The following is a 5,517-nucleotide window of genomic DNA, read 5'->3' on the forward strand; positions in this document are numbered from 1 at the left end:
CGTCGGTCAGCTCGGCCCGGGTGCGGATGTCGCGGGTTCCCGGCCGCACCTCGCCTAGCACGCGCAGGTCGCCGTCGAGGTTGCGGAAGAGCAGTTCGGCGTCGATCTGCACCGGACTGCCGACGTAACAGCCCAGCCAGCCACAGGGCTGGAGGGCGACCTCCATCAGGACGGCCGCCGGCATGGTGGGCGCGGCGTTGTCGGCGAAATACCAGACCTCATCGGGTACGTCGTACTCCGCGGTGACCGCGCTGCCGACCGCCATGCCCTGGTACGGGCCCTCGACGGCGACGATCCGGGTCATGAAGTGGTACGGCGGCCCGGGCAGCCGTGGTCCGCGCCGCGCGCCGACGAACGCCTCGGCCATCGGTCCCAGCCCGTCGGTCGGCTTGCCCCAGGCGCACGCGAGCAGCGAGGCGTAACCGAGCGGCAGCCCGGCGACCTCGGCAACGGGTGCGGCGTCACGGTGCCCGACGAGGCCGCCGAGCCGGGAAAGCGGCACGGGCTCCGCGGTGTGCGCGACGGCGGGCGGGCCGAGGTGCCGCCAGTGTTCGAGGGGCCAGTCCGGCACCAGTCGGGCGGTGCAGTCCGCGACGTGCAGTGCCTTGACGCCGTCGACGGTGACCAGCACGTCCGCGACGACCGTCGGGAACGGGCCCGACGACATTTCTGACACGAAGACCTCGTACACCAGTTGCTTGCTCTTCGGGGTGACCTGGCCGCGGCAGCGCATGCGCGCGGCGCGATCCGGCACCGGTTCGAAGCGCCAGCCGTCGCGGGTCACCGTGTGGCCGCACGCGGCGAGGTAGAAGGAGAGGGCCTGGAAGCAGCCCTCGGACATCAGGGTGCCGGGCATGCACGGGTCGTTGTGGAAGTGGCCGTCGAAGAACCAGTCGTCGGGGCTGACCGTTGTCCGCGCCCGCAGGTAGCCGCGGCCCCACGGCCCGCCGGACGGGTCGAAGACGGTGACCTCGTCGAGCAGGCGCAGCCGTCCCGCTCCGATCCGCGGGGTGCGGACGTGCGCGAGGGTCGCCTCCCACCCGCTGCCGAAGCAGTCGACCGGTCGGCCCTGAGTGAAGGCGTGTACGGCGTCCGCGTCGAACCCCTTGGGCTCGGAAACAATGGCGGGCGGGGACGGGTTCCAGAGGACCCCGCCCGTTTCCGCCAGCTCCTCGTCGTCGAAGAAGCCGGCCTGTCCGTCCCGCACGGTGAGCAGGAGCGTGTCGCCGACGTGGCAGTCGTACTCGAAGAAGAACAGCCGGACCTTGCCGTGTACGACGTGCCCCAGGACGCGGATCTCGAAGGAGAGGGTCGCTCCCGGCCCGGGTGGCGGCGCGTGGAACGTCACATCGCTGCCCAGGAGGCGGTAGACCCGCTCGCCCCGGTTGTGCAGGTCGGCGCCGAGCCAGCTGATCAGCAGCAGGTCGGCCTGGCCCGCCTCGACGACGAGGCCGGCGGGCATGCGACCGGCGGCGTCGAGGTACCAGGCGTCGGCGGGTACGTCGGTCTCGGTCCAGATCGTGCCCTTGCCGAGCGATCCCGGCACGGCGTCGATCCCCGTCACCCGGTCGGCGAGGAGCAGGGGCGGGCCGGGCATCCGGGTCTGCCGCACGTCGCCGTCCTGAACGGCGAACATGGGTCCGAACAGGTCGGAGATCCGCCCTGAGGCGAGCTGTTCGAGCTGGGCCCGGTCGAACCGGGGCCCCGGGCGGCCGGGCGCCGCGACCGGTGCGAGCGCGCGGACGGCGGCGGCACGGCCGGCCAGGAACCGCGTGTGGGCGGCGGCCTGCAGGTCGAGGAACTGATGGTGGGCCGCCGTGATCGATCCGCGCCAGGCCGAGGCCGCCGCCGAGGCCGGGCGGTCGGGCACGGGCGCGGGTTGGCCGGTCGGCATCGGAACGAGATCGGGGGCGGGCTCCATCACCGTGTACGCGGCGGGCAGCGGCTCGGGGAGGCGCTTCGGCACGCTGATAGTGAGGCCGGTCGGGGTCCGGGTGGGCGGCAGCAGGGTCGCCAGGGCGTCGTGCCGCATTGGGACACCGGCGGCGGCGAGTTCCGCGACGGCCGGAGACAACGACCACAGGCCGTTGTCCCGCACCGTGTCCAGGGCGACCGCCACGTGTTCGCGCTCCCCCAGGATGCGCCGGATCCAACCGGTGCATTGGGCGCCCGGCCCGTGCTCGACGAACACGCGCACGCCGTCGTCCCAGGCCCGCCGGATCACGTTGGGAAAGTCGACGGGGGCGAGCATCTGTTCGGTGATCGCGTCGGCGGCGGTCTGCTGGGTCGGGTGGTACCAGTCGCCGGTCGCGCCGCGGTAGAACCGGATGCCGGGCACACTCGTGGTCGGTCGGCGGTGCAGCGCGTGCCACCGATCGCGCACGTCGGCCAGTTCGGGGGCATGCGCCGCCAGGTCGTAGCGGATCCGGATGTGGGCAGCCGGCGCGAGGCGTGCGACGAAGGCGGCGCACGCCTGCTCCTCGCCGGCGACCACACAGGTTTCCGGGGCGCAGATCCCCGTCAGATGCACCGCGGGTTCGTCCTCGACCATGACGCGCATCTGCTCCGGATCGGCCGACAGGAGGTAGCCGGCCCACCGCTGCCCCGGGATGCCGTGCCGGGCCCAGTGGCGGCGCACGGCACGCAGTTCGCCACCGAGGTCGTGGGTGAACAGGCCGCCCGCGCGCGCGTCGGCGGCCATGGCCGACACGTCGTTCCAGACGCCCAGGGAGACGAGCGCCGCCGACTCTCCGGACGAATATCCGATCGCGGCCTGCGGTTCGATGCCCAGCACCTCGCGGGTGATCCTGGTGTGCAGGCGCGAGACGAAGCCCACGGCCAGGATCTGGTCCAGCGAGTCGTCGGGCGTCTCCCGTCCCTCGTAGAGCCAGGAGACCAGGTCGGCCTCGGCCATCCCGGCAGCCAGAGGTGCGAACGCCAACGCGAGGTCGGAACCCATGCCCGGGTAGAAGGACGAGCCCTGGGTGTAGACGAACGCCGTCTCACCGCTGATCGGCCGCTCGCGGAAGGCGACACCCGGCGGCCGCAACGCGGTGCCGTCGAGCCACGCGCGGGCAGCGGTGAGCTGGTCGGCCAGGTGCGCCGGGTCGCGGGCGAGGACGGCGAGGCGCGCCGGGCCGGTGTCGCTCGCGACGCGGGCGGACAGCGCCTCGGCCCGGGTCGCGCCCGAGTAGACGTGCAGCCGCGGCGGCGGCTCGCCGGCCCAGGCGGCCGCGTCCGCGGCGCGGAGCCGGACACGGGCGAGTGGAGCGTCCAGCACGGCCGTGACGACGTCGGTCGTGGTCGCGCCCAGGCGAGGCCGGGCGCGCTGTCCGGGGACCGGAGAGGCGCGGTGGTGGAGCGCGATCGCCGCTGCTGCCACGTCGAGCAGTCCACGGGCGGCATGCGCCGCGCCGAACAGATCTGCGGGGAACGCGTCGACCGGCGGGGCGGCGGGTGTGGGACCGACCAGCGCGATGACCCGGTCGCCGTCGCGGCGGGCGTCCGCCAGGCGTTTGAGCACGAGTACGACGGCCGCGTCCGTCGGATTTGCGGCCGGGTCGAGTGTCGCGAGGGCGGTACGGTGTACCGGCTCGTCGGAGAGGTCTACCGCGCCCACGAGGGCGGCGTCGATCTCGCCAGCACGCAGCGCTCGCGCTGCCAGGTCCAATGCCACCACGCCCGATGCTTCCTCTGCGGAGACCGCGAAGCCCGGTCCGGACAGGCCGAGTTGGCCGCCGATGCGGTTGGCCGCGATGTTGGCCATGGCGCCCAGGACGCGGGCGGCCGACAAGGGTGGGCTGAAGCCGTCTCCTGCACCGGGTCGCCAGGCGTCGAGCCGCAGGCCCGCGTGCGCTCGGGCGATCTCCGGGTCGCAGCCCATTCCAATCAGGACGGCCGTGCGCTCCACTGGCAGGTCGATTCCCCGCACGGCTTCCCGGGCGGCCTCCTGCACGAGCACCTGTTGGCCCAGCGTCTCGCGCAGGTCGCGCGGCGGGTAGCGCAACCCGTCGAGCCCGACCTCGATGTCCTGCGCGACGCCATCCAGCGGCTCCCCGCGGAGAATCGCATCCCGGAAGGCGTCGACTCCCCCGCCGCCGATGCGGACGCCGATGGCGACGATCGCGATCTCGGGCGTTGTCGGGCGGCGTGCCGGTGCGGCGACGCTGAACGTGTCCGCCGTCCCGTCGAAGGCCTCGACGATGAGGTGGGCGTTGTTGCCGCCAAAGCCGAACGCGCTGATCGCCGCGCGGCGGCGTGGGCCCGACCACGGTTCGTTCGCGGTCAGGAGGCGCAGCGGGCCGTCGTGGAGGTCGTCGATCGGATCGATGCTGCCCGCCGTCGCCGGGAACGTGCCGTGCTGGGTCGCGGCGAGGAGCTTGAGCAGGCCGGCCGCGCCCGACGCGGTCAGCAGGTGGCCCACATTGGACTTCGCCGAGCCGATGGGGAGAGAGCGCCCACCGAAGACCCGGGCGGTCGAGCGGGCCTCGACGGCATCGCCGAGCGCGGTCCCAGTCGCGTGACACTCCAGCAGCTCCACCGTCTCCGGGCCGAATCCTGCCTGCGCGTAGGCCGCCCGCATGGCGCGGATCTGGCCTTCCTCCGCCGGTGCCAGGAATCCGCCGGTCCGGCCGTCGTTCGACAGGCCGATGCCACGGATGACCCCGAGCACCGGCACGTGTTGGGCCACCGCGTCACTCAGCCGCATCAGTGCGACGAGGGCCGCTCCCTCGGCGGGCACGAGTCCGTCGGCGCCGCGGTGGAACGGCCTGCTGCGGCCGGACGGGCTCAGCGCGCCCAGCGCCGCGAAGCCCGAGTCGATGATCAGGCCGTCGCAGCCGCTCACCGCGCCGGCCAGCATCAGGTCCGCCGTGCCGTCGTGGAGGCGGTCGCAGGCGAGCTTGATGGCGTACAGGGCGGAGGCGCAGGCCGCGTCCAGAGCCAGCGCGCCGCCGGCCAGGCCCAGGGCGTTCGCGGCCGTGTGCGCCCACAGGCCCGAGCAGAACCGGGCGCGCGGGTCGGTCGCGCCGGGCACCTCCGGGATGGCCGCGAGCAGGTCCGGGCGGTCGGCGAGCCAGATCCGTTCCGCGTACGCGGCCAGGCTCCGGCTCGGATATCCGAGGTTGCCGAGGACGAGGCCGCTCCGCCCCGGGCGCGCGCGGTCGCCTGCCTCGCGGAGCGCGGCCTGGCCGGCGTGGAGCACCCACTGCAGGGCCGGGTCGTACAAGGCGACCTGTTCGGCGTCGACGGCGAACCCGGACGGATCGAAGACCTCCGGGAAGCCTCGGACGAGGCCGGCGTGCCGCCGTGGGAAACCGTCCGGCGGCAGGCGCCACTCGTGCGGCCGCACCGTGTCGATGGTTACCCGGCCCGAGACGATCGTGTCCCAGAACTCCGACGGGTTCAGCGCTCCGGGCAGCACGCAGCCACGGCCGACGATCGCGATCGGGGTCACGCCGATGCCAGGTCGGGGCGGCGGATGAGGCTGACGCCGAACAGTTCGGTGCGGACCTCGCC

1 protein-coding gene is annotated in these 5,517 nt (G+C 73.8%); it reads right to left on the reverse strand.

Translation table 11 applies throughout. From position 1 onward, the window contains the following. The coding region (locus tag Air01nite_RS40345) for a beta-ketoacyl synthase N-terminal-like domain-containing protein (protein WP_275408338.1) at window positions 1-5,455 on the reverse strand (5,455 nt) is incomplete at its 3' end. Between the last annotated feature and the right edge of the window lie 62 nt (window positions 5,456-5,517).

The sequence above is a fragment of the Asanoa iriomotensis genome, assembly GCF_016862515.1.
GTDB lineage: Bacteria > Actinomycetota > Actinomycetes > Mycobacteriales > Micromonosporaceae > Asanoa > Asanoa iriomotensis.